This is a genomic window from Streptomyces cucumeris, assembly GCF_024295805.1.
Classification (GTDB): Bacteria; Actinomycetota; Actinomycetes; order Streptomycetales; family Streptomycetaceae; genus Streptomyces; species Streptomyces cucumeris.
In genome coordinates this window covers 200,496-225,376 of the sequence record NZ_JANCLX010000008.1, presented here as the reverse complement: position 1 = coordinate 225,376, position 24,881 = coordinate 200,496, and the positions used below count along the sequence as shown (strand labels likewise).

The 24,881-nt window shown below is 71.8% G+C and carries 20 protein-coding genes; 16 read left to right on the top strand and 4 right to left on the bottom strand.

Going from position 1 to position 24,881, the window contains the following annotated elements:
- Window positions 1-421 precede the first annotated feature (421 nt).
- The 4 genes from NMK44_RS15150 to NMK44_RS15135 all read right to left on the bottom strand — a co-directional run bounded on the left by NMK44_RS15150 (window position 422) and on the right by NMK44_RS15135 (window position 6,117).
- A complete protein-coding gene (locus tag NMK44_RS15150; RefSeq protein ID WP_254743133.1) occupies window positions 422-2,842 on the bottom strand; it encodes a transglutaminase TgpA family protein in 2,421 nt (806 codons plus the stop codon).
- Window positions 2,843-2,882: 40 nt separating this feature from the next.
- Window positions 2,883-4,268, bottom strand: coding sequence for a DUF58 domain-containing protein (locus NMK44_RS15145; RefSeq protein WP_254743132.1), 1,386 nt, complete (start codon window positions 4,266-4,268; stop codon window positions 2,883-2,885).
- Window positions 4,268-5,359 carry an AAA family ATPase gene (locus tag NMK44_RS15140; RefSeq protein WP_254743129.1) on the bottom strand — a complete coding sequence of 364 codons (1,092 nt, stop codon included), beginning with the start codon at window positions 5,357-5,359 and terminating at the stop codon, window positions 4,268-4,270. The genes NMK44_RS15145 and NMK44_RS15140 overlap by 1 nt, the downstream gene beginning before the upstream one ends.
- A gap of 203 nt (window positions 5,360-5,562) precedes the next feature.
- Window positions 5,563-6,117, bottom strand: coding sequence for a beta-class carbonic anhydrase (locus NMK44_RS15135; protein WP_254743126.1), 555 nt, complete (start codon window positions 6,115-6,117; stop codon window positions 5,563-5,565).
- 405 nt (window positions 6,118-6,522) lie between these two features.
- On the opposite strand from NMK44_RS15135, the gene rsmH reads away from it, so the two are divergent.
- The 16 genes from rsmH to NMK44_RS15055 all read left to right on the top strand — a co-directional run bounded on the left by rsmH (window position 6,523) and on the right by NMK44_RS15055 (window position 24,700).
- A complete protein-coding gene (gene rsmH / locus NMK44_RS15130) occupies window positions 6,523-7,482 on the top strand; it encodes a 16S rRNA (cytosine(1402)-N(4))-methyltransferase RsmH (RefSeq protein WP_254743124.1) in 960 nt (319 codons plus the stop codon).
- A gap of 55 nt (window positions 7,483-7,537) precedes the next feature.
- Window positions 7,538-8,050, top strand: a complete 513-nt coding sequence (gene ftsL, locus NMK44_RS15125; RefSeq protein WP_254743121.1) for a cell division protein FtsL — start codon at window positions 7,538-7,540, stop codon at window positions 8,048-8,050.
- A gap of 115 nt (window positions 8,051-8,165) precedes the next feature.
- Window positions 8,166-10,148 carry a peptidoglycan D,D-transpeptidase FtsI family protein gene (locus NMK44_RS15120; RefSeq protein ID WP_254743119.1) on the top strand — a complete coding sequence of 661 codons (1,983 nt, stop codon included), beginning with the start codon at window positions 8,166-8,168 and terminating at the stop codon, window positions 10,146-10,148.
- A 12-nt stretch (window positions 10,149-10,160) separates the two neighbouring features.
- Window positions 10,161-11,921, top strand: coding sequence for a UDP-N-acetylmuramoyl-L-alanyl-D-glutamate--2,6-diaminopimelate ligase (locus tag NMK44_RS15115; protein WP_254743116.1), 1,761 nt, complete (start codon window positions 10,161-10,163; stop codon window positions 11,919-11,921).
- Window positions 11,922-11,983: 62 nt separating this feature from the next.
- Window positions 11,984-13,411, top strand: coding sequence for a UDP-N-acetylmuramoyl-tripeptide--D-alanyl-D-alanine ligase (locus NMK44_RS15110; protein WP_254743113.1), 1,428 nt, complete (start codon window positions 11,984-11,986; stop codon window positions 13,409-13,411).
- Between the two features lie 65 nt (window positions 13,412-13,476).
- Entirely contained in the window at window positions 13,477-14,544 is a 1,068-nt protein-coding gene (mraY, locus tag NMK44_RS15105) for a phospho-N-acetylmuramoyl-pentapeptide-transferase (protein WP_254743394.1), read from the top strand.
- The gene (gene murD, locus NMK44_RS15100) at window positions 14,541-15,992 is read left to right on the top strand and encodes a UDP-N-acetylmuramoyl-L-alanine--D-glutamate ligase (RefSeq protein ID WP_254743110.1); all 1,452 of its coding nucleotides are present in this window, start codon (window positions 14,541-14,543) and stop codon (window positions 15,990-15,992) included. Before mraY ends, murD begins: the two co-directional genes overlap by 4 nt.
- A 55-nt stretch (window positions 15,993-16,047) precedes the next feature.
- The gene (ftsW, locus tag NMK44_RS15095) at window positions 16,048-17,493 is read left to right on the top strand and encodes a putative lipid II flippase FtsW (RefSeq protein WP_254743107.1); all 1,446 of its coding nucleotides are present in this window, start codon (window positions 16,048-16,050) and stop codon (window positions 17,491-17,493) included.
- A 6-nt stretch (window positions 17,494-17,499) separates the two neighbouring features.
- Window positions 17,500-18,594, top strand: a complete 1,095-nt coding sequence (gene murG, locus NMK44_RS15090) for an undecaprenyldiphospho-muramoylpentapeptide beta-N-acetylglucosaminyltransferase (protein WP_254743104.1) — start codon at window positions 17,500-17,502, stop codon at window positions 18,592-18,594.
- Window positions 18,595-18,607: 13 nt separating this feature from the next.
- A complete protein-coding gene (locus NMK44_RS15085; protein WP_254743101.1) occupies window positions 18,608-19,405 on the top strand; it encodes a cell division protein FtsQ/DivIB in 798 nt (265 codons plus the stop codon).
- Between the two features lie 276 nt (window positions 19,406-19,681).
- Window positions 19,682-20,923: a cell division protein FtsZ gene (gene ftsZ, locus NMK44_RS15080; RefSeq protein WP_254743098.1), complete on the top strand. Its 1,242-nt coding sequence runs from the start codon at window positions 19,682-19,684 to the stop codon at window positions 20,921-20,923.
- A gap of 43 nt (window positions 20,924-20,966) precedes the next feature.
- The gene (gene pgeF, locus NMK44_RS15075; protein WP_254743095.1) at window positions 20,967-21,701 is read left to right on the top strand and encodes a peptidoglycan editing factor PgeF; all 735 of its coding nucleotides are present in this window, start codon (window positions 20,967-20,969) and stop codon (window positions 21,699-21,701) included.
- Window positions 21,702-21,704: 3 nt separating this feature from the next.
- Window positions 21,705-22,424 carry a YggS family pyridoxal phosphate-dependent enzyme gene (locus NMK44_RS15070; protein WP_254743092.1) on the top strand — a complete coding sequence of 240 codons (720 nt, stop codon included), beginning with the start codon at window positions 21,705-21,707 and terminating at the stop codon, window positions 22,422-22,424.
- Between the two features lie 123 nt (window positions 22,425-22,547).
- Window positions 22,548-23,162 carry a cell division protein SepF gene (locus NMK44_RS15065; RefSeq protein WP_254743090.1) on the top strand — a complete coding sequence of 205 codons (615 nt, stop codon included), beginning with the start codon at window positions 22,548-22,550 and terminating at the stop codon, window positions 23,160-23,162.
- Window positions 23,163-23,235: 73 nt separating this feature from the next.
- The gene (locus NMK44_RS15060; protein WP_176183480.1) at window positions 23,236-23,532 is read left to right on the top strand and encodes a YggT family protein; all 297 of its coding nucleotides are present in this window, start codon (window positions 23,236-23,238) and stop codon (window positions 23,530-23,532) included.
- A gap of 49 nt (window positions 23,533-23,581) precedes the next feature.
- On the top strand, window positions 23,582-24,700 hold the full coding sequence (locus NMK44_RS15055; protein ID WP_254743088.1) for a DivIVA domain-containing protein: 1,119 nt from the start codon (window positions 23,582-23,584) through the stop codon (window positions 24,698-24,700).
- Window positions 24,701-24,881 lie beyond the last annotated feature (181 nt).

The window sequence follows — 24,881 nt, the reverse complement described above, 5'->3', positions numbered from 1 at the left end:
CCCCCCCGCCCCGCCGGGGGGCCCACCACCCGCGGGGGCCCCCCCCGCCGCCGGGCGCCCCGGCGCACGCTCGCCCCTGGGCCGATGCCCCTCGTACGGGCGGCGCGGGTCTGTCGCCTCGTGCCCCGGGTGACCGGCCCGAGCCCTGCCCCCGTGTGGCGTCCTTTCGGCGCCGCGCGGCGCCACCGGCGGGGGCGTGCTCCCGGGTCTGACGCGGGCCCCGGGCGGCCGGCCCGAGCTCCGCCCCGATGGTTGCCCCTCGCCTGCGCGGTAGCGCGGAACGAGGTCACCGCATCCGGAAACGGCGGCAGACCGTCCCACGGCGTCGGCTGGTCCCGGGCCCGGGCCGCTGCCCCGGCGCCCCCGGGCCGGGGGCGGGCCATAGCCGGGACTACCCGGGCTGGAGCGGGGCGAGCGCGGGTCAGCCTCGCTGGTTGCGGAGGCGGGTGGCCCAGCGGGGCCGGCTGAGGGTGCCCCAGCGGCGCACCAGCCTGGCGCGGCGGTCCGCGGCCGCCCAGACCAGCCGGGCGGCCGAGCGGGGCAGCAGCAGGGCACGCAGGCGCTCCCAGCGGGTGGCGCCGGACCGGAGCCCGGCCAGCACCCGGCGGACGTCCTCCGCGACGCCCGCGCTCGGGCGCGGACGCGGTGCGTAGAGCACCTGTTCCACCGCCGTGGCCACCCGGCGCGCCGCCTCGGCCGACTCGCCCTCGAGACCGGTGATCCGCACGATGCGGGCCACCGCGTTCCGCGAGGTCTGGGAGTCATCCGGCATCACACCGAAGTCCCAGGCCGCATCGACCAGTTCACGCCAGGCCGCGAGGGTGCGGTCGGCCGCGTCCTGGTCGGTGCGGCCGGCGGAGCCGCCCAGGCGGCGGGACCGGACCCGGCGCCGCCACACCATCGGCAGCAGGGGCACCACGAGCAGCAGCAGTGCCAGTGAGGCCCAGCCGGCGACCTTGGACGCGGACCAGCCGCCGCCCGAGGAACCGCTGTCCGGCTGCTGGGCCGCAGGGGCCTCGCAGCCGCCCTCCTTCTTCATCCGCGGGGGGCAGGTGTCGGCGGTGGTCGGCGCGGCCGAGGGCTCGGTGGAGGCGCTGGGCTCGTCCGAGGGCTCCTCGCTGGGCTCGTCGGTGGGCGTCTGCTCCATCGTGTAGTCGGGCTGGGTGCCACGGCTCGGGGTGGGCTCGAAACGGGTCCAGCCGACGCCCTCGAAGTACAGCTCGGGCCAGGCGTGCGCGTCCTTGAGCCCGACCGAGACCGAGCCGTCCGCCTGGGTGGTGCCGGGGGTGAAGCCCACGGCCACCCGGGCCGGGATGCCCAGCGTCCGGGCCATCGCCGCCATCGAGAAGGAGAAGTGGACGCAGAAGCCTTCCTTCTGCTTCAGGAAGCGGACGATGGCGGCCGAACCGCTGCCGGACTGCACCTGGGTGTCGTAACGGAACCCGCCGTTCACCGCGAACCAGTCCTGGAGCTTGACCGCCTTCTGGTAGGTGTTGTCCGCGCCCTTGGTGACCTGCCGCGCCGTGCGTGAGACCACGGGCGGCAGCGACTCCGGCACCTCGGTGTACTCACGGAGCAGCCGCCTGGGCGGCGTCGGCGCTCCGGCAAGCTGTTCGGCCGTGGGCTCCACCAGCAGGCTGCTGACCCGGTAGCGCGCGCCCCGGGTGGTCTGGCCGCGGTCGCCGACCAGCGTGCGGCCCTCCGGCTCATAGCGCCAGCGTCCGTCGATCTCCACCCGGGAGGCCGGGTAGGGGAGGGGCAGCCAGTTCTGCGCGTACCAGTCCGCTGCCGTGATGGTGGTGTCGATGGAGGAGACCCGTACCGAGGGGCCAAGACCGGACGGCGCGGGGATCTGGTCCGGCACGTCCGTGACATGACGCTCCGAGGACTTCCACGAGGTGCCGTCGAACTTGTCCAGCGCGACGATCCGCAGATAGAGGTCCTGGGTGGTCTGGGAGGAGGTGCGGTACCGCAGCACCTCCTTGTTCTCCGGCTGGTTCAGGCTGTCCTGGAGCGAGACCAGCGGATTCACCGCGGAGATCGTGCCGCCGCCGCTGCCCGCGCCGCTGCCGCCGTTCTTCTGGTCCAGCAGCCCGCCGTCCAGGGAGGGCAGTGCAGCGGGCACCGCCAGCGCGATGCCCAGGGCCAGCACACCGATCCGGCGGCCGTTGCGCACCGCGGCGAGCGTCTGGCCGCCACCGGCCCCGGCCAGCCCCGAGGGTGGCGCGCCGCCGGGATGGCGGGCGCCGCCACTGAACACCCGGCCCCACTGGGACAGCCGGTCCCGGCCCTCGGCCAGCAGCAGCACCAGATATCCGGCCGCGGCCACCAGGAACCACAGCCAGTCGCCACTGTCGTCGGACAGTCCGGCGGCCACCGAGTACAGCGCCAGCAGCGGCAGCCCGGCCGGGGCCGCGCTGCGGTAGGTGACGGCCAGGGCATCCACCACCAGGCCGATCACCAGCACACCGCCGACCAGCAGCAGCCGGATGCCGTCGGTGAGCGGCGCCGGGATGGCGTACCGCCCGACATCGTCCGCGCCCGCGCGCAGCAGCAGCGTGAACTCGTGCAGGGCCTGCGGGCTCGGCAGCAGTCCGCCGAGCGCCTGACCCCGCGCGAAGACCAGGGTGAGCAGCACCAGCGAGGTCAGGGCCTGGGCCACCAGGGTCAGCGGGCGGGCCAGCGGCACCCGGCGGGCGGCCACACCCACCGCGCTCTGGACCGCCAGCAGCAGCACCGCCTGCACCAGCCAGCCGGACGCGTCCACCAGCGGCAGCAGCGCACAGCCGGCCGCCACCGTGGCGAGGGTCGCGCATATCGCGAGCCGAACACTTCCGCTCATCCCGCGCCCCCCTCCGTCACCCGCGCCGCGCCTGCGTCACTCATGACCAGCTCCCTGTCATCCCGCCGACCACCGGCGGCCCCGCGTCGGTGGTGGCCGCGCCCATGGTGTCGGCATGCCGCCAGAGCTGCGGCAGTGAGGCGCCGGGGGCCACCGGAAGCGCCGTCCAGCCCGCCTCCCGCAACCGCCGCAGCCGATCCTCCAGCAGATGCTGCCCCGCGCCCGGCACGCCGCGCGCCCACGCCGCGCCGTCCAGGACGAAGGCCACCGCGGCGGTGCTGCGCTGCCGCATCCGGGCGGCCAGCGTCGCCTGTTCCTCGTCCAGATCGCCGAAGAAGGCCACCAACAGTCCTTCACCACCGCCGCGCAGTACGTCATACGCGGCGGAGAGCCCGGCGCCGTCCGAATGGTCCACCACCGCGAGGGTGTCCAGCATCAGCCCGGCCGTCTCCGCCGAGTCATGCGTGGAACCGGTGAAACCGCCCCCGCCGTCGGGACCGGGCACCGAGCTCCCGGTGTCGGTCAGCAGCCGCACCGCATAGCCGCGCTCCAGCAGGTGCACGGCGGCCGAGGCCGCGCCGGAGACCGCCCATTCGAAGCCCGAATCCGGTCCCGAGCCCTGGTGGGCCGAGTACCGGGTGTCCAGCAGCACGGTGCAGTGGGCGCGCCGCGGCTGCTCCTCCCGGCGGACCATCAGCTCGCCGTAGCGCGCGGTGGAACGCCAGTGGACCCGGCGCAGATCGTCGCCGTGCCGGTAGCCGCGCGGGATCACGTCGTCCTCACCGGCCAGCGCCAGTGAGCGGTGGCGCCCGTCCCCGTACCCCGCGGCCTCGCCCGTGAGCCGCACCGCGGGCAGCGGCTCGACCCGCGGCACCACCGTGAGCGTGTCGTAGGCGCTGAACGCGCGGGTCAGCTCGCACATCCCGAACGGGTCGTTCAGCCGGAGCTGGAGCGGGCCCAGCGGATAGCGGCCGCGCAGATCCGAACGGACCCGGTAGGACACCTCACGGCGGCCGCCCGGCTCGACCCGGTCCAGTACGAAGCGGGGGCGCGGCCCCAGCACATACGGAACGCGGTCCTGGAGCATCAGCAGCCCGGTGGGCAGCCGCGAGACATTGTCGATCCGCAGATGCACCCGGGCCTCGGAACCCGCCGGGACCCTGGCGGGGGACAGCCGTCTGCTGCCCGCCACCCGGTACCGGGTGCGGTAGACCACGGCCACGCACACCAGCGGCAGTGCGGCGAGCAGCAGCCCCACCCGCAGCAGATCCGCCTGGCCCAGCACATAGCTGCACACCGCGGCGGCGATTCCGGCGGCGAGGAAGGACCGGCCACGGGTCGTCAGCCCGGCGAGCGCGGTCCGCAGCGCTCCCTTCTCCTCCTCCTCGGAGCCGTCGGGATCCGCGTCCATCCCCCCTGCCGTCATCACAGCCTCCGCGCGCCCGGGTGCTGCTGGCCGTAACCGGTCGGCGGCATGGGCGGCACCGGCGGCATGGGGCCGGAGGAGGGCGGTACGGGGCCCGACTGCGGCACCGCGCCCACGCCGCGCGGGGCGGCCGTGGGCACCGCGGTGCGCTGCACGATCTCGGTGACCACCTGCTCGGAGGTGCGGCGGTTGAGCTGGGCCTGTGCGGTGGGCAGCAGCCGGTGCGCCAGCACCGGCACCGACAGCGCCTGGACGTCGTCCGGCAGCGCGTAGTCCCGCCCGGCCAGCGCGGCTGCCGCCTTGGCGGCCCGCAGCAGGTGCAGGGTGGCGCGGGGCGAGGCCCCGAGCCGCAGATCGGGGTGGTTGCGGGTGCTGGACACCAGATCCACCGCATACCGCCGGACGGGCTCGGCCACATGCACCGAGCGCACCGCCTCGACCAGCTTGACGATGTCATGGGCGTGGGCGACCGGCTGGAGGTCGTCCAGCGGGGAGACACCGCCGTGGATGTCCAGCATCTCCAGCTCGGCCTGCGGGCTGGGGTAGCCGATGGACACCCGCGCCATGAAACGGTCCCGCTGCGCCTCGGGCAGCGGATAGGTGCCCTCCATCTCGACCGGGTTCTGCGTGGCCACCACCATGAAGGGGCTGGGCAGCTCGTAGCTCTCGCCGTCGATGGTGACCTGGCGCTCCTCCATGGACTCCAGCAGTGCCGACTGGGTCTTCGGGGAGGCGCGGTTGATCTCGTCGCCGATCACGATCTGAGCGAAGATCGCACCAGGTTTGAACTCGAATTCCTTGCGCTGCTGATCGAAGATGCTCACCCCGGTGATGTCCGAAGGCAGCAGATCCGGGGTGAACTGGATTCTGCGCACCGAGCAGTCGATCGACCGCGCCAGTGCCTTGGCGAGCATGGTCTTGCCCACGCCCGGGACATCCTCGATCAGTAGATGTCCCTCGGCGAGCAGCACGGTCAGCGAAAGCCGCACGACCTCGGGCTTGCCCTCGATCACACCCTCCACCGACTGGCGGACTCGATCCGCTGTCGTGGTCAGATCGCTGAGGCTCGCTCGCTCGTCATAGGTCGTCACCCGGCCCTCCTCGGCCCGTTCTCAGGGCCGTTGCCCTCGGGAACGGACCGGCCCACCGCATACGCTGGCATCGATCCCCCCGCAGGGTGCGGGGGGCGATGTCACATACGCATTCTTGCGGTCTTCGCGGCCTCGCGTCACTCGGCTGTGGATAACCCGGGGTTATTTGTCACCTCTGCACGAGTTCGGGGGGTAAATCCCCCTCAGTCGCGTGGCTCGATCTCGCGCAGCAGACCCGTCTTGACGTCGAACACGAAGCCGCGGACGTCCTCCGTGTGGAGCAGGAACGGAGAGGTGCGCACCCGCTGCATCGACTGGCGTACGTCGCCGTCGAGGTCCTTGAACGCCTCGACCGCCCAGGACGGCCGCTGGCCCACCTCGTTCTCCAGGTCGTGCCGGAAGTCCTCGGTCAGGTTCAGCAGACCGCAGCCGGTGTGGTGGATGAGCACCACGCTGCGGGTGCCCAGCGCACGCTGGCTGATGGTCAGGGAGCGGATGACGTCGTCGGTCACCACGCCGCCCGCGTTCCGGATGGTGTGGCAGTCGCCCAGCTCCAGGCCGAGCGCCTCGTGCAGATCGAGTCGTGCGTCCATACAGGCGACCACGGCGACGCGCTGCACGGGGCGGGCGTCCATGCCGGGGTCCTTGAACGTGTCGGCGTACTGCCGATTGGCTTCGACAAGGCGGTCGGTGACCGTACCTCCTGAGTGGGCGTCGCGGTCGGCGGATTCCTGAGGCTGCGGCGCTGCTATCGACATGGCCACGACGGTAGTCCCACCAGGGGACTTTGTCTTTTCTTTAGGCTGCGCAAACGAGGGCATCGGGTGCGCCGAAGGGGTGATTGTGATGCGATCCACACCCCCGCGCCCCCGCCGGGCGCGCCCCTGCGGACGGCGCGTGCGCCGGGAGCGGGACGCGCGAACCGGTTGGTTGACCGAGGGGACGAGTGGACTAAAGTGGCGCGAAGTGGGAGGCGTGACGCTCCCCTTGGATTCCGGATTTTCGCGTGAGCGCGGTGCGTACGTACCCCTCGGCCTCCTCCCGCTCCGGTCGCCTGACGTCACTTCCCCGGCGCCAGTAGGCCGCTTCCCCTTCAGAGCGGGCGGGGACCCGGAGGTGCGTACCTCCTCGCCCGACCCTCAGAAGGGCGCACGAGCAGCGCAATGAGCAGCAACGCTCTCCATGTTCCCGTCATGCTCCAGCGCTGTCTGGACATGCTGGCCCCCGCTCTCGCCCAGCCCGGTGCGGTCGTGGTCGACTGCACCCTCGGGCTCGGCGGCCACAGCGAGGCGCTGCTGAGCAGCTTCCCGGCGGCCCGCCTCATCGCCCTCGACCGCGATCCGGAAGCCCTCCGGCTCGCCGGTGAGCGGCTGGCTCCGTACGGCGACCGGGCGACGCTCGTCCATGCCGTCTACGACGAACTGCCCGAGGTGCTGGAGCGTCTCGGCGTCCCGCGCATCCAGGGGGTCCTCTTCGACCTCGGCGTGTCGTCCATGCAGCTCGACGAGGCCGGGCGCGGCTTCGCCTACGCGCAGGACGCCCCGCTGGACATGCGGATGGACCAGACGACCGGGGTCAGCGCCGCCGAGGTGCTCAACACCTACCCGCCGGGCGACCTGGTGCGGATCCTGCGCAGCTACGGCGAGGAGAAGTTCGCCAAGAAGATCGTGGACGCCGTGGTGCGCGAGCGCGCGAAGGAGCCGTTCAGCAACAGCGCCCGGCTGGTGGAGCTGATCCGTGACGCGCTGCCGCAGGCCGCCAAGCGGACCGGTGGCAATCCGGCCAAGCGCACCTTCCAGGCGCTGCGCATCGAGGTCAACGGTGAGCTGTCGATCCTGGAGCGGGCCGTCCCGGCGGCCGTCGGAACGCTCGCGGTCGGCGGCCGGATCGCCGTGCTGTCGTACCACTCGCTCGAGGACCGCCTGGTCAAGCAGGTGTTCGCGGCGGGTGCGACCAACACCGCCCCGCCGGGCCTCCCGGTCGTCCCCGAGCGGTACCAGCCGCGGCTGAAGCTGCTCACCCGCGGTGCGGAGCTGCCGACCGAGGAGGAGATCGCGGAGAACCGCCGCGCGGCCCCGGCCCGTCTGCGCGGCGCGGAGCGCATCCGCGAGGAGGCCCTGTGAGCGACGCGGCCGTGAGCGGCGGCCGGACGGGGCGGGACGGCGAGGGGGAGAGGCCATGAGCGGAGCCGGGTCCGGGGCGGCGGCCAAGGGGCGGCAGGCGCCGGGAGCCGCGACGGCGCGGCGCACCCCCTTCGTGCTGCTCGTCGTCGTCCTGCTCGGCTCCGGCCTGATCGGCCTGCTGGTGCTCAACTCCTCGCTCAACCAGGGTTCGTTCGAGCTCAGCCGGCTGGAGAAGCAGACCGATGAGCTGACCGACGACCGGCAGGCGCTCGAACAGGACGTGGACCGGCTCTCCGCCCCCGGCGCCCTGGAGCGGCGCGCCCGTGAGCTGGGCATGGTGCCCGGCGGCAGTCCGGCGTTCCTCAAGCCGGACGGCACCGTCAGCGGGGTGCCCGCCCCCGCCACCGCGCAGCCCACCACCCTCGGCACCACCGGCATCTGGGTGCCGCCCGCGCTGGACCCGACCCCGGCGGCGCCGCTGATCCCGACGCCGGCCACGCCGACCACCCCGGCCACTCCGTCCCCCACGGCCGCCGCCTCCGCGAACTCCATCCCGGCTCCCCAGTAGGTGACACGGTGACGCGATCCCTTGTCCGCGCCCGGCCCCGCCCGCCCGCGCACCGCTCCCGGCCCGCGGCGGCGACCGGCCCCCGCCCCGCGGAGCCGATGAGGGCGGCCGCCGTATGACCCCGCCCCAGGAGCCGCGCCGCCGCCGGGTGCCCGGTCCGGCGGATCCGCGCGCCGAGCGCCGCCCCCGCCAGGGCACGCCCCGGCGTCCCGGCGACCGTCCGGGATCCTCCGGCCGCCGCCCCGGCCAGCGCCCCCGCTCCGGGGCGTCGCGGCAGCTTCGGCTCGGCAGCCCGCGCCCCCGGCTGCGGCTGATCAGCCTCGGCCTCACCCTGGTGATGCTGGTCTTCGTCGTACGGCTGCTCCAGGTGCAGGCCGTGGACGCCGACGCGTACGCCGCCAAGGCCAACGTGAACCGCTACATCCCGGTGAAGCTGGCCGCCGAGCGCGGCTCCCTCACCGACCGGGACGGTGTCGAGCTGGCCACCACGGTGGACGCGTACGACATCACCGCCGCGCCCGACCTGCTGACGCCCAAGACGGCCAAGAGGGACGACGCGCCCCGGCAGGCGGCCTCCCTGCTCGCGCCGATCCTCGGCAAGGACCGGGCGGACCTGGAGAAGAAGCTCACCGACAACCCGAAGTCGAAGTACGTGGTCCTGGCCCGGCAGCAGTCCCCGCAGGTCTGGAAGCAGATCAAGGACCTGAAGAACGCCCTGGACGAGGCGGCCGAGAAGGGCAAGGGCACCAATGTGCTGGCCGGGGTCAACCGTGAGGCCCACAGCAAGCGGATCTATCCCAACGGCGACCTCGCCGCCGGACTGCTGGGCTTCGTCGGGGCCGACGGCCGGGGCTCCGCAGGTCTGGAGCAGCAGCTCAACACGAAGCTGGCGGGCCAGGACGGCAAGCGCGTCTACGCCCAGTCCGGCGGCCACCAGGTGCCCACCGGTGACGTCGAGGAGCGGCCCGCGGTCCCCGGCAACGACGTGGAGCTGACCATCGACCGGGACATCCAGTGGGCGGCCCAGAGCGCCATCGCCTCCCAGGTGTCCAAGTCCGCGGCCGACCGCGGCTACGTCATCGTCCAGGACACCCGCTCCGGCGAGATCCTGGCGATGGCCACCGCCCCCGGGTTCGACCCCAACGACCTCTCCCGGCAGAAGGCGGACGCGCTGGGCAACGCGGCCGTCTCGGACGCCTACGAGCCCGGCAGCGTCAGCAAGCTGATGTCGATGGCCGCCGTCATAGAGGAGGGCGCGGCGCGCTGGGACACCCATGTGGAGGTCCCCAACCGGCTGCCGCGCGCGGACCGGGCCTTCGCCGACGACATCGACCACCCCACCTGGTACCTGACGCTCAACGGGGTGCTCGCCAAGTCCAGCAACATCGGCACCATACTGGCCACCGAGCAGCTCGCCAGGACCCCGCGGCAGAAGAACCGGATCCTCTACTCGTACCTGCGGAAGTTCGGCATCGGGCAGCCCACCGGGCTCGGCCTCCCCGGTGAGACCCGGGGCATCCTGGCGCCGCCGGAGAAGTGGAGCGCCTCGCAGCAGTACACGATCCCGTTCGGCCAGGGGCTCTCGCTCAACGCCGTCCAGGCCGCCTCGGTGTACTCCACCATCGCCAACGGCGGCCAGCGGATCGCCCCCACCCTGGTCCGCGGCTCCAAGGGCCCCGGCGGCGACTACACGGCGGCGCCCAAGCCGGAGAAGACCCGGGTGGTGAGCAAGGAGACCGCCAGGACGCTCTCCGGGATGCTGGAATCGGTCGTCGACGACGAACAGGGCACCGGCACCAGGGCCAAGATCCCCGGCTACCGGGTGGCGGGCAAGACCGGCACCTCCAACCGCGTGGACCCCGAGACCGGCCGCTACCGCGGCTACACCGCCTCGTTCGCCGGCTTCGCCCCCGCGGACAAACCACGGCTGACCGTCTACTGCGCCGTACAGAACCCGACCAGAGGGAGCTACTTCGGCGGCCAGGTCTGCGGACCGGTCTACAAGAAGGTGATGGAGTTCGGGCTCAAGAGCCTCCAGGTCGCACCCTCCGGTACCCAGGCCAAGCGGCTCCCCGTGAGCTACAGCCCGGGTCAGTGAGCGGACCGAGCCGTGACGACGATCACGCCGGACCACGGGAACCGCGAGCCGGTACCGCTTTGGTTCGGCCTCTCATTTCGCGGGGGACCGGGTCTCCCGGGTACGCTCACCGCCGTGCCCCAAGCTGATCAGTCGCAAACCCCTCAGAAGGACGTTTCTGTGGAATATCCAGGAGCGCCGCGCCCCTTCCAGGTCCGCCCGGTCCCACTGGCGGAACTCGCGGATCAGCTGGGCGTCGATGTGCCCGAAGCGCCGGCCGAGGCCGCGGTCACCGGAATCACCCATGACTCGCGCGCCGTACGCCCCGGCGATGTGTACGCCGCCCTGTCCGGTGCCCGGCTGCACGGCGCGGACTTCGCCGCCCAGGCCGCCGACCTCGGCGCGGCTGCCGTGCTGACCGACCCGGCGGGCGCCGAGCGCGCCGCCGCCACCGGTCTGCCGGTGCTGGTGGTGGACAACCCGCGCGGCCGGATGGGCGCGCTGGCCGCCACGATCTACGACGAGCCGGGCCGTGCCCTGTTGCAGCTGGGCATCACCGGCACCTCCGGCAAGACCACCACCGCCTACCTGATCGAGGGCGGTCTGCGGGCCGCCGCGAAGGACAAGGGCGGTCTCACCGGTCTCATCGGCACCGTCGAGACCCGGATCGGCGACGAGCGGATCAAATCCGAGCGCACCACCCCGGAGGCCACCGACCTCCAGGCGCTGTTCGCCGTGATGCGTGAACGCGACGTCCGCTCGGTCGTCATGGAGGTCTCCAGCCACGCCCTGGTCCTCGGCCGGGTCGACGGCTGTGTCTTCGACGTCGCCGTCTTCAACAACCTCAGCCCGGAGCACATGGAGTTCCACTCCGGGATGGAGGACTACTTCCAGGCCAAGGCGCAGCTCTTCACCAAGGCCCGCAGCCGGGCCGCGGTGATCAACTACGACGACGAGTACGGCAAGCGGCTGGTGGAGCAGGCCGAGGTGCCGGTCACCACCTTCTCCGCCGAGGGCCACCCCGACGCCGACTGGCGTGCCGACGGCGTCGAGGTCGGCCCGCTCGGCTCGACCTTCACCGTCCTCGGCCCGAACGGTGAGACGGTGCGGGCCGCGGCCCCCCTGCCGGGCCCCTTCAACGTGGCCAACGCGCTCGCCGCCGTCGTCGCCCTCGTGGTCGCCGGGGTGGACCCGCAGACGGCCGCCGACGGCGTGGCCGCCGTCCCCGGGGTGCCGGGGCGGCTGGAGCGGGTGGATGCGGGCCAGCCCTACCTCGCCGTGGTCGACTACGCCCACAAGACCGACGCCGTGGAGTCGGTGCTGCGCGCCCTGCGCAGGGTCACCGACGGCAAGCTGCACGCCGTCCTCGGCTGCGGCGGCGACCGTGACCGGCTCAAGCGCGGCCCCATGGGCGCCGCGGTGGCGCGGTACTCCGACACCGCCGTGCTGACCTCCGACAACCCCCGCTCCGAGGACCCCCTCGCGATCCTCGCCGCCATGCTCGCGGGCGCCGCCGAGGTGCCCGCGCACGAGCGCGGTGACGTACTCGTCGAGGAGGACCGGGCGAACGCCATCGCCGCCGCCGTGGCCCGTGCCGAGCCCGGTGACACCGTCATCGTGGCGGGCAAGGGCCATGAACTCGGCCAGGACATCGCCGGAGTGGTCCGCGCCTTCGACGACCGCCAGGTTCTCCGCGAGGCCATCGAGCTGAGCGAGCGGACCAGGCAGCGTGACTCCGTCAGCCCCGCGGCGGACGGACAGCACCGGGACACTCCTCAAGACAACCAGGGATGACAGACCGCCATGCGCGCACCAGCACCCTCCAGGCAGCTCTCCCGCACGGCCGGCGGTGATCAGTGATCGCACTGTCCCTCACCGAGATCGCCGGCCTCGTCGGCGGGCAGCCGCACGACATACCGGACCCTGATCTGAAGGTCACCGGCCCGGTCGTGATCGACTCCCGCGAGGTGCGGTCCGGCAGCCTGTTCGCCGCACTCGCCGGAGAGCGCGTGGACGGCCATGACTTCGCGCCCGGCGCGATCGAGGCGGGCGCGGTGGCGGTCCTGGCCACCCGCCCGGTCTCCACGCCGGACACCCCGGTGCCCACGATCGTCGTACCCGATGTCATCGCCGCCCTGGGGGCGCTGGCGCGTGCCGTCGTAGGGCGGCTGGGCACCTCCGTGGTGGCGCTCACCGGCTCCGCGGGCAAGACCAGCACCAAGGACCTCATCGCGCAGATCCTCCAGCGCCACGGTCCGACCGTGTGGACGCCGGGCTCGCTCAACAACGAGATCGGTCTGCCGCTGACCGCGCTGACCGCCGATGAGACCACCCAGCACCTGGTGCTGGAGATGGGCGCCCGCGGCAAGGGCCACATCCGGTACCTGACGGACCTCACCCCGCCCCGGATCGGCCTCGTCCTCAACGTCGGCAGCGCCCACATCGGGGAGTTCGGCGGCCGGGGGGCCATCGCCGAGGCCAAGGGCGAGCTGGTGGAGGCACTGCCGTCCGCCGAGGACGGCGGGATCGCGGTGCTCAACGCCGACGATCCCCTGGTGCGCGCCATGGCGTCGCGCACCTCGGCGCGCACGGTGCTGTTCGGGGAGAGCGAGGGCGCCGACGTACGCGCGGCAAATGTCCGGCTCGCCGACGGCGGGCGGCCCGCCTTCACGCTTCTCACCCCTACCGGGTGCAGCGAAGTGACCATGCGCCTGTACGGTGAGCACCACGTGTCGAACGCGCTCGCCGCGGCCGCCGTCGCCCATGAGTTGGGCATGTCCGTGGACGAGATCGCCGTGGCGCTCTCCGAGGCGGATCAGCTCTCCCGCTGGCGGATGGAGGTCACCGAGCGCTCGGACGGCGTGACGGTCGTCAACGACGCCTACAACGCGAACCCCGAGTCCATGAGAGCCGCGCTGCGGGCGCTGGTCGCCATGGGCGCAGCTACACCGGGGCGTCGTACGTGGGCGGTGCTGGGCCGGATGGCCGAGCTGGGCGAGGAGTCGCTCGCCGAGCACGACGCGGTCGGGCGGCTGGCCGTCCGGCTCAACGTCAGCAAGCTCGTGGCGGTCGGCGGCCAGGAGGCCGCCTGGCTGGACATGGGCGCCAAGAACGAGGGTTCGTGGGGTGAGGAGTCGGTGCACGTGTCCGACGTGCGGGCAGCGGTCGATCTGCTGCGCAGCGAGCTGCGACCGGGGGACGTCGTGTTGGTGAAGGCGTCCAGGTCGGTCGGCCTGGAGAAGCTCGCGGAGGCGCTGCTCGAGGGTGAGGTCACCGGCCGATGAGCATGGGGCAGACGCTCCTGGCCGGAGCCGTCGCTGTAGGCCAGGGAGAAGAGCACGTACCCGCCATGAGGCAGATCCTCTATGCCGGAGCCATCGGGCTCTTCCTGACGCTGATCGGCACACCGCTGCTGATCAAGCTGCTGGCCCGGAAGGGCTACGGCCAGTACATCCGGGACGACGGCCCGCGGACGCACGGCTCCAAGCGCGGCACCCCCACCATGGGTGGTATCGCCTTCATCCTGGCCACGCTGATCGCATACGCCGTGACCAAGGTGATCACCGGCAGCCAGCCCACCTTCTCGGGTGTGCTGGTGCTCTTCCTGTTCGCGGGCATGGGCCTGGTCGGCTTCCTGGACGACTACATCAAGATCGTCAAGCAGCGGAGCCTGGGTCTGCGGGCCAAGGCGAAGATGGCCGGACAGCTCATCGTCGGTATCGCCTTCGCGATCCTCTCGCTGAACTTCGCGGACGCGCGCGGCCAGACCCCGGCCTCCGACCGGCTCTCCTTCGTCCAGGACTTCGGCTGGTCCTTCGGCCCGGTGATCTTCGCGATCTGGGCGCTGTTCATGATCCTCGCGATGTCGAACGGTGTGAACCTCACCGACGGTCTGGACGGTCTGGCCACCGGTGCCTCGGTGATGGTCTTCGGCGCCTACACCTTCATCGGCGTCTGGCAGTACCAGGAGTCCTGCGCCAACTCCGAGACGCTGATCAACGCCTCGTCGTGTTTCGAGGTCCGTGATCCGCTCGACCTCGCGGTCGTGGCCTCGGCCCTGATGGGCGCCTGTTTCGGCTTCCTGTGGTGGAACACCTCACCCGCCAAGATCTTCATGGGGGACACCGGTTCGCTCGCCCTCGGCGGCGCGCTGGCGGGGCTGGCCATCTGCTCCCGCACGGAGCTGCTGATGGCCATCCTGGGCGGTCTGTTCGTCCTGATCACCCTGTCCGTGGTCATCCAGGTGGGCTCCTTCCGGCTCACCGGGCGCCGGGTCTTCCGGATGGCACCGCTCCAGCACCACTTCGAACTCAAGGGGTGGAGCGAAGTCCTCGTGGTGGTCCGGTTCTGGATCATCCAGGGCATGTGCGTGATCGTCGGACTCGGCCTCTTCTATGCGGGCTGGCGGGCCCAGTGACATCTCCCGCCACCGGACCCGATGTGACCGACCTCGCCGGGCGGCGGGTCACCGTCGCCGGGCTCGGCGTCTCCGGGGTCCCCGCGGCGCGTGCGCTGCGGGGCCTCGGGGCCACCGTCACCGTCGTCAACGGCAGTGACGGGGAACCGCAGCGCGCCCAGGCGGCCGAGCTGGAGCCGCTGGGCATCACCGTCCGGCTCGGCGACGGGGACACGCTGCCCGAGGGCACCGAGCTGATCGTCACCACCCCCGGCTGGAAGCCCACCAGCCCGCTCTTCCTGGCCGCCGAGAAGGCGGGCGTCCCGGTGTGGGGCGATGTGGAGCTGGCCTGGCGGCTGCGCGGCCCGGACTCCGCGCCCTGGCTGGCGGTCACCGGCACCAACGGCAAGACGACCACCGTGCGGATGCTCGCGTGCATCCTGGAGGCCGCCGGACTGCGCACCGCGGCCGTCGGCAACATCGGCGTCTCGCTGCTGGACATCGTGCTGGGCGACGAGCCGTACGACGTCCTGGCCGTCGAGCTGTCCAGCTACCAGCTCCACTGGGCGCCCTCGCTGCGCGCCCACTCCGGCGCGGTGCTCAACCTCGCCCCCGACCACCTCGACTGGCACGGTTCCATGGCGGCCTACGCGGCCGACAAGGGCCGGATCTACGAGGGCAACCAGGTGGCGTGCGTCTACAACACCGCCGATCCGGCCACCGAGGACCTGGTGCGCGCGGCCGATGTCGAGGAGGGCTGCCGGGCGATCGGCTTCACCCTCGGCACCCCCGGCCCCTCCCAGCTCGGCGTCGTCGAGAACATCCTGGTGGACCGGGCCTTCGTGGCCAACCGCCAGAAGCAGGCGCAGGAGCTGGCCGAGGTCTCCGATGTGAACCCCCCGGCGCCCCACAACATCGCCAACGCGCTCGCCGCGGCGGCCCTGGCCCGCGCCTACGGGGTGCCGCCCACGGCCGTACGGGACGGCCTGCGCGCCTTCCGCCCGGATCCGCACCGGGTGGAGCATGTGGCGGACGTCGGCGGAGTCGCCTGGGTCGACGACTCCAAGGCCACCAACACCCACGCCGCCGAGGCGTCGTTGGGCGCCTACGAGCACATCGTGTGGATCGCGGGCGGCCTGGCCAAGGGCGCCACCTTCGACGAGCTCGTGACGACGGCGGCCGGGCGGCTGCGCGGGGTGGTGCTGATCGGCGCCGACCGTGCGCTGATCCGGGAAGCGCTCGCGCGACACGCAGCGGATGTCCCGGTCGTGGACCTCGAGCGGACCGACACTGGGGCGATGGCGGCGGCTGTGCGCGAAGCGGCCCGGCTCGCCCGGCCGGGCGATACCGTCCTGATGGCACCCGCCTGCGCCTCGATGGACATGTTCGTCAACTACAACAAGCGGGGCGAAGCCTTCGCCGCGGCGGTCCGCGACCTGGCCTCCGGCCCGGCCCCGGACGACCGGTAGCCCGCCGGTCCCCGCGCACGGGCCGCTCGCGCGGGGAATCCGGAGGGGATACGAGATGACGTCTGACCAGCCCGCCGCCCCGCGGTCCCGGCCGAGTGCCCCCGGCACGGGCCGTCCCGTGCCCCGCGCGGGCGCGGCGCCGCGCGTGCGGGCGGCCGTGCGCGCCGGAGGGCGGGCGGCGGTCCTCGCGCGCCCGCGCGGCGGCGGTGCGAAACCGCCCCGCCGCCCCAGCCGCTCCTCGGTACTGGAGTCGCTGCGCCGTGCGCAGGCGCGCGCCCGGCGGGCCTGGGACCGGCCGCTCACCGCCTACTACCTGGTCCTCGGCGGTGCGCTGCTGATCACGGTGCTGGGTCTGGTGATGGTCTACTCGGCCTCGCAGATCAAGGCGCTGCAGTCCGGTCTGGCCCCGTCGTACTTCTTCCGCAAACAGCTCTTCGCGGCGGCACTGGGCGGTTCGCTGATGCTGCTCGCGGTGCGGATGCCCATCAAGCTGCACCGCGCCTTCGCCTATCCGCTGCTGGCGGTCTCGGTCTTCCTGATGTGCCTGGTCCAGGTGCCCGGGATGGGCATCTCGGTCAACGGCAACCGCAACTGGATCTCCTTCGGCGGCCCGTTCCTCCTCCAGCCCAGTGAGTTCGGCAAACTGGCGCTGGTGCTGTGGGGGGCGGACCTGCTGGCCCGGAAGCAGGACAAGCGGTTGCTGGCCCAGTGGAAGCACCTGCTGGTGCCGCTGGTGCCCGCCACGGCCATGCTGCTCGGCCTGATCATGCTGGGCGGTGACATGGGCACCGCGATCATCCTCACCGCGATCCTGTTCGGTCTGCTCTGGCTGGCCGGCGCCCCCACCCGGATGTTCGTGGGGGTGCTGGCGTTCGCCGGGGCGATCGGCGTGCTGCTCATCAAGACCAGTGCCAACCGGATGTCCCGGCTCGCCTGCATCGGTGCCACCGAGCCCGGAGACCATGATCAGTGCTGGCAGGCGGTGCACGGGATCTACGCTCTCGCCAACGGCGGCTGGTTCGGCTCAGGACTCGGTGCATCCATGGAGAAATGGGGCGAACTACCTGAACCGCATACCGACTTCATCTTCGCGATTACCGGGGAGGAACTCGGCCTGGCGGGGACGCTGTCGGTCCTCGTCCTCTTCGCGGCTCTAGGCTATGCGGGTATCCGCGTGGCCGGACGCACGGAGGACCCCTTCGTGAGGTACGCCGCGGGAGGTGTGACCACCTGGATCACGGCCCAGGCCGTGATCAACATCGGTGCGGTGCTCGGTCTGCTGCCGATCGCCGGTGTTCCGCTCCCGCTGTTCTCCTACGGAGGGTCCGCCCTGCTGCCGACCATGTTCGCCGTCGGCCTGTTGATCGCCTTCGCACGGGCAGAGCCCGCCGCGCGGGCGGCGCTGGCCATGCGGCAGCCTGCTTTGCGGAAGAAGCTGGCTCGGGTGAGACGGAAGACGATGAGACGGCCCGTCAAGAAGCGGCCGTCCGGAGAGCGGTGAATTTCGGTGCATGTCGTACTCGCCGGTGGGGGGACCGCCGGCCACATCGAGCCCGCGCTCGCCCTCGCGGACGCCCTGCGCAGGCAGGACCCGACCGTGGGGATCACGGCGCTCGGCACGGAGCGGGGTCTTGAGACCCGGCTCGTGCCCGAGCGCGGCTATGAACTCGGGCTGATCCCGGCCGTGCCGCTGCCGCGCAAGCCCACCCCCGAGCTGATCACCGTCCCCGGACGGCTGCGCGGCACCATCAAGGCCGCCGAGCAGATCCTGGAGCGCACCAAGGCCGACTGCGTGGTCGGCTTCGGCGGCTATGTGGCGCTGCCCGGCTATCTGGCCGCCAAGCGCCTCGGGGTGCCGATCGTGGTCCACGAGGCCAACGCCCGGCCCGGCCTCGCCAACAAGATCGGCTCCCGTTACGCCAAGTACGTCGCGGTCTCCACCCCGGACAGCAAGCTCCGCAACGCCCACTACGTGGGCATCCCGCTGCGCCGCTCGATCGCCACCCTGGACCGGGCCGCCGTCCGGCCCGAGGCGCGCGCGGCCTTCGGTCTCGACCCCAACCTGCCGACCCTGCTGGTCTCCGGTGGTTCACAGGGTGCCCGCCGGCTCAACGAGGTGGTCCAGGCGGTCGCCCCGTTCCTCCAGCGCGCCGGGATCCAGGTGCTGCACGCGGTCGGCCCGAAGAACGAAATGCCGCATGTGGACAACATGCCGGGAATGCCGCCTTACATCCCGGTACCGTACGTGGACCGGATGGACCTCGCGTACGCCGCGGCCGACATGATGCTCTGCCGCGCGGGCGCGATGACCGTCGCGGAGCTGTCCGCCGTCGGGCTTCCGGCCGCCTATGTGCCCCTGCCCATCGGCAACGGCGAACAGCGGCTCAACGCCCAGCCGCTGGTCAAGGCGGGCGGCGGACTGCTGGTCGACGACGCCGAGCTGACGCCCGAGTGGGTGCAGAGCCATGTGCTCCCGGTGCTCGGCGACCCGCACCGGCTGTACGACATGTCACGGCGGGCCGCCGAATTCGGCCGCCGGGACGCCGACGAGCTGCTGGTCGGCATGGTGTACGAGGCAATCGCGGCACGCCGCCAGGCGTGAGAAGGCAGGGAGCGTGGCCGGACCGACGACCGCCGAGAGCGGTTCCCGACGGACGTCGCCGTCCGGCCCGCCCCCGCGCCCGGACTCCGCGCGCCGCAGGCTGCGGATGCCCCGCCGCCGCACCCTGCTGGTGCTGGCGGCGGCCCTGACCGTCCTGGGCGCCGCGGCCGTCTGGCTGCTCTACGGCTCGAGCTGGCTGCGTGCCGAGCGGGTCACGGTCACCGGCACCCGGGCGCTGTCCGACGCCGAGGTCCGCACGGCCGCGGACGTCCCCATGGACACCCCGCTGGTGACCGTGGACATGGCCGGGGTCGCACAGCGCCTGCGGGACCGGCTGCCGCGGATAGCAGAAGTGAACGTATCCCGGTCATGGCCGCACACCATCCGTCTGGAGGTGACGGAGCGGAAGGCCGAGGCGATTGTCGAAGAGGGCGGGAAGTTCCGCGAAGTGGACGCCCACGGCGTACGGTTCGCCAGCTCGGCCAAGCGTCCGAAGGGTGTTCCGCTGCTGGAAATGGAGCCGGACCGGTCGCCGAGTTCGCGCCATTTCGGGGCCACCAGGCTGCGCCGGGAGGCGGTCGGGGTGGTCACCCAACTCCCCGCCGCGGTCCGCCGGGACACCCGTTCCCTCCGGGTCCGCTCATACGATTCGATCACGGTGGTCCTCACCCGCGGGCGTACGGTCGCCTGGGGCAGCGGGGAGCGCGGGACGGCCAAGGCACGGGCCCTCGCCGCGCTCATGAAAGCCCGGCCGGACGCCGGACACTTCGACGTCAGCGCGCCGAGCGCTCCCGCGGTGTCTCGCAGTTGACCTGATAGACCCTGGCCAGCACCCTGGTTGGCTAGCCCACTGGGTGATCACATAGGGTGAAAAGAAAAGCGGGAGGTTCGGCGTGTTCATTGAACGCGCGCCACTTGTCGACTTAGTGTCCTGTTCCGAAGAGTCCGGGAAACAGAGGCACTGGTAACCCTAAACTTCAGCGTTAGGGTTGGGGTCGGCAATCGGAACCGTCCCATTCGGCATCAGTCGGCGCACCGCGGCAACGGCGGGGTGGCGACACGTAACTCGAGGCGAGAGGCCTTCGACGTGGCAGCACCGCAGAACTACCTCGCAGTCATCAAGGTCGTCGGCATCGGCGGCGGTGGCGTGAATGCCATCAACCGGATGATCGAGGTCGGGCTCAAGGGCGTCGAGTTCATCGCGATCAACACCGATGCGCAGGCCCTCCTGATGAGTGACGCGGACGTCAAGCTGGACGTCGGCCGCGAGCTCACCCGTGGCCTCGGCGCGGGCGCCAACCCCGAGGTCGGCCGGAAGGCCGCCGAGGACCACCGCGAGGAGATCGAGGAGGTCCTCAAGGGGGCCGACATGGTCTTCGTGACGGCGGGCGAGGGCGGTGGCACCGGTACCGGTGGCGCCCCGGTCGTCGCCAACATCGCCCGTTCGCTGGGCGCCCTGACGATCGGTGTGGTGACCCGTCCGTTCACCTTCGAGGGCCGCCGCCGCGCCAACCAGGCCGAGGACGGTATCGCCGGGCTGCGCGACGAGGTCGACACCCTGATCGTGATCCCGAACGACCGCCTGCTGTCCATTTCGGACCGTCAGGTGAGCGTGCTCGACGCGTTCAAGTCGGCGGACCAGGTGCTGCTGTCGGGCGTCCAGGGCATCACCGACCTGATCACCACCCCGGGCCTGATCAACCTCGACTTCGCCGATGTGAAGTCCGTGATGTCCGAGGCGGGCTCGGCGCTCATGGGCATCGGCTCGGCCCGCGGCGACGACCGCGCGGTGGCCGCCGCCGAGATGGCGATCTCCTCGCCGCTGCTGGAGGCGTCCATCGACGGCGCCCGGGGGGTGCTGCTCTCCATCTCCGGCGGCTCCGACCTGGGTCTGTTCGAGATCAACGAGGCCGCCCAGCTCGTGAGCGAGGCCGCCCACCCCGAGGCGAACATCATCTTCGGCGCCGTGATCGACGACGCCCTGGGCGACGAGGTCCGGGTCACCGTGATCGCGGCCGGTTTCGACGGCGGCCAGCCGCCTGCGAAGAACCGCGACAAGGTGCTCGGCGCGTACAACGGCAGTGGCAACCGCGAGGAGGGCGCGAGCGGCAGCTCCTCCGTCGGCCGCCCGCCCGCCCAGGAGCCCAGCCGCCCGTCCTTCGGCGGACTCGGCAGCGTCACCCCGCGCGAGGAGGAGCCCGCCCCGGCGGACCCCGCCCCCGTGGCCGAGGTCCCGGCACCGCCGGTCGCCACCCCCCAGGTCCCGCCGGCCCGGCCCTACCCGGAGAGCCAGGCCGAGGAGCTGGACGTCCCGGACTTCCTCAAGTGAGCCCGGCCAGATGTCTCCACGGCGACCCTGAAACGACCCGGCAGTGATAGCGCAACAGCACGACGCGAGCGGCGCGCACTTCGCCTTCACCGATCGGTGGGGCGGGGTGAGCGCCGCTCCGTATGACGAGCTCAACCTCGGCGGCGCGGTCGGCGACGCCCCCCAGGCGGTACGGACCAATCGTGAGCTGGCCGCCAAGGCGATGGGCCTGGACCCCGCCGCGGTGGTCTGGATGAACCAGGTGCACGGCCGGGATGTCGCGGTGGTCGACGGCCCGTGGACCGGTGACGAGGAGATCCCCGCGGTGGACGCCGTGGTGACGACGCGTCGGGGGCTCGCCCTCGCGGTCCTCACCGCCGACTGCACCCCGGTCCTGCTCGCCGACCCGGTGGCGGGGGTGGCCGGAGCCGCCCACGCCGGGCGGCCGGGACTGGTCGCCGGAGTGGTCCCGGCGGTGGTCGGGGCGATGTTGGAGCGGGGCGCCGACCCCGCCCGGATCCTCGCCCGCACCGGCCCCGCGGTCTGCGGACGCTGCTACGAGGTGCCCGCGGCGATGCGCGCCGAGGTGGCGGAGACGGTCCCCGAGGCATGGGCCGAGACCGGCTGGGGAACCCCGGCGGTCGACGTGGCCGCGGGGGTACGGGCCCAACTCGCCCGCGAAGGTGTCCAGATGGATGGACAATCTCACATCTGCACGCTGGAATCGGCGGACCACTTCTCCTACCGGCGCGAGCACACCACCGGGCGGCTCGCGAGCTACGTGTGGTTGGACGGCTGAGCTGTGACGGATCGCAAGACGGAACTGGCCGCGAACCTGGCCCAGGTGGAGGAACGTATCGCCGCCGCCTGCACCGCCGCCGGTCGCAAGCGCGAAGAGGTGACCCTGATCGTGGTCACCAAGACGTACCCGGCGAGCGATGTCCGTTTGCTGGCGGAACTGGGCGTACGGCATGTCGCCGAGAACCGCGACCAGGAAGCGGGCCCCAAAGCGGCTGAATGCGCAGATCTCCCCTTGATCTGGCACTTTGTCGGGCAATTGCAGACCAATAAGGTACGTTCCGTCTCCAGTTATGCCGATGTGGTGCAATCTGTCGATCGCAAGCGATTGGTCGACGCCCTCTCCGATGCGGCGGTACGCACTGCCCGGGAGATGGGTGTCCTGATCCAGGTCGCCCTCGACGCGGACTCCGGTGAGCGGGGATCGCGCGGAGGGGTCGGCCCGGACGGAGTGGAGGCGCTGGCCGAGTCCGTGATCGCGGCAGAGGGTCTGCGACTGGACGGCCTGATGACCGTCGCGCCGCTGGCCGGTCCCTACGAAGGGCGTCCGCGGGCGGCCTTCGACCGGCTGGCGGAAATCTCATCCCGCCTGCGCGCGGCCCATCCGGCTGCGAACATGGTCTCCGCGGGAATGAGCTCGGACCTGGAGGAAGCAGTGGCGGCGGGGGCGACACATGTGCGCGTCGGCACTGCGGTACTCGGAGTCCGTCCCCCGCTCCGGTAACGTCGCGAAGAAGTCGGACCACAGCAGAAAATATGGTCATTCCCGTCAAAAGGCGGGCAGGCCACGTGGATCCATGGCATCCGGTGGCGGAGCCGATCCACCACAGAGCGGAGGACGCAGAGAATGGCCGGCGCTATGCGCAAGATGGCGGTCTACCTCGGCCTCGTGGAGGACGATGGGTACGACGGCCGGGGGTTCGACCCCGATGACGATTTCGAGCCCGAGCCGGAGCCGGAGCGGGACCGTCGGCGGCACCAGGTGGTGGAGACCGAACCTCGCCCGGAAAGGGGCGAATCCGTGCGAGTCGTCCATCCCCCCGCACAGCGTGAACCTGCCCCCCTCGCGGTGGAAACCGGACGACCCGCGCGAATCGCCCCCGTGGCGTCCATCACACCTGAACGTCATAACTTGGAGAAGAACGCACCGGTGATCATGCCCAAGGTCGTGTCCGAGCGGGAGCCCTACCGCATCACCACACTGCACCCGCGGACCTACAACGAGGCCCGTACTATCGGGGAACACTTCCGTGAGGGCACGCCGGTGATCATGAATCTGACGGAGATGGACGACACGGATGCAAAGCGACTTGTCGACTTTGCCGCCGGACTCGTGTTCGGTCTCCATGGGAGCATTGAGCGGGTGACGCAGAAGGTGTTCCTGTTGTCTCCTGCTAACGTCGATGTCACGGCGGAGGACAAGGCCCGTATCGCAGAGGGCGGGTTCTTCAACCAGAGCTGAGACGCAACACGGCAACATCGAGTCATCTGCGGCCGCGAGGCCGAGTACGTAACAGGGGAGAGGGACGCGCGGGATGGGCATCGCACTACAGGTGGTCTACATCGCGCTGTACTGCTTCCTGATCGTGCTGATCTTCCGACTGGTGATGGACTACGTCTTCCAGTTCGCACGCTCGTGGCAACCCGGTCGGGCGATGGTGGTCATCCTCGAGGCCACCTACACTGTCACCGATCCGCCCCTCAAGCTCTTGCGGCGGTTCATTCCGCCGTTGCGTCTCGGGGGTGTGGCGCTCGACCTGTCCTTCTTCGTGCTGATGATCATCGTCTGGATCCTGATCACCGTCGTGAGCAATTTTGCGAGCAGCGTGTGAACGATACGGTCTTGCCGATTGCCGACGACTACGTTGAGGTGAAGTAGAGATGCCGTTGACCCCCGAGGACGTGCGGAACAAGCAGTTCACGACCGTCCGCCTCCGAGAAGGCTATGACGAGGACGAGGTCGATGCCTTCCTCGACGAGGTCGAAGCCGAACTGACCCGGCTGTTGCGGGAGAACGAGGACCTGCGCGCCAAGCTGGCGGCAGCGACCCGCGCCGCGGCGCAGAGCCAGCAGCAACAAGGCATGCGCAAGCCCCCAGAACAGCAGGAGAGGCCCGGGGCTCCTGTCCCCGCCGCCATATCCGGACCGCAGCCGGTGCCGCCCGGCCAGCAGCAGATGGGTGGCCCGCCCCAGCTTCCGGGTGGTGCCCCGCAGCTGCCGCCCGGCCCGATGGGCCAGAACGGCCCCGGACCGATGCAGCAGGGCGGACCCGGCCCCATGGGTCAGAACGGCCCCATGGGTCCCGGTGGTCCGATGGGTGGCCCGATGGGCGGTCCCGGTGGTCCCGGCCCGCAGCTTCCGCAGCCGGGTCAGGGTCCGGGCGGCGACAGCGCCGCGCGGGTGCTCTCGCTCGCGCAGCAGACCGCCGACCAGGCGATCGCGGAGGCCCGTTCCGAGGCCAACAAGATCGTCGGCGAGGCCCGTAGCCGCGCCGAGGGCCTGGAGCGGGACGCCCGCGCCAAGGCCGACGCCCTGGAGCGGGACGCGCAGGAGAAGCACCGCGTCGCGATGGGCTCCCTGGAGTCCGCTCGCGCCACGCTGGAGCGCAAGGTCGAGGACCTGCGCGGCTTCGAGCGCGAGTACCGCACCCGGCTGAAGTCGTACCTGGAGAGCCAGCTGCGCCAGCTGGAGAACCAGGCCGACGACTCGCTGGCTCCGCCGCGCACCCCGGCGACCGCCTCGCTGCCGCCGTCCCCCTCGATGAGCGGTTCCATGGCCTCGGCCGGTGCCGGCACGATGGGCGGCCACACCATGGGCGGCAACCAGCCCATGGGCGGTGGCCACGGGCAGAACGGCGGCGCTCCGTCCTACGGCGGCCAGCAGCAGATGTCGCCCGCGATGACCCAGCCGATGGCACCGGTGCGGCCGCAGAGTCCGCAGCCGATGCAGCAGGCGCCCAGCCCGATGCGGGGCTTCCTCATCGACGAGGACGACAACTGACGCGGGCCGCTTAGCGCGGAGCGTTCGGCAATCGCAAGGGCCGGGCCCGGGAGCATGGAGCTCCCGGGCCCGGCCCTTTGCCGTGCGGGTGGGGTGCGGGTGGGGACGCCCTCCGGGCGTGTACTCGATCGCCGGACGGGCTGTTAATCAGCCCGTCCGACGATCGAGGACCGGGGTCCGG